Raw genomic sequence first — 233 nt, forward strand, 5'->3', positions numbered from 1 at the left:
TAGCCCGGCGTGGCTTTGGGCTCCGGCAGCGGCGCGGTGCGCGGCTGCATACCCTGGCCGACGTCTTCGCCTACGCCGAGGCCGACGAAGTCGCCCTGCGCGTCGACGGAACCGAAGTGCAAGTCCGCCGTCCCCGGGCCGGTCGAGCAGGCTGCAGGGCGTTCGGGTCCGGCAAGAAGAAGCAGAACACCGCCAGGGCCACCACGCTCAGCGACAGCTCCGCCCGGTGGCTG

Annotated in this window: 1 pseudogene; it reads left to right on the plus strand. The window is 72.1% G+C overall.

Annotated elements, in window-relative coordinates:
• Positions 1-233: pseudogene (locus KVT44_RS59875) on the plus strand (IS5/IS1182 family transposase); the annotation flags it as partial.

Origin of the sequence: Streptomyces sp. GbtcB7, from assembly GCF_019091445.1 — a bacterium.
In the GTDB taxonomy this organism is placed as follows: Bacteria; Actinomycetota; Actinomycetes; order Streptomycetales; family Streptomycetaceae; genus Streptomyces; species Streptomyces mirabilis.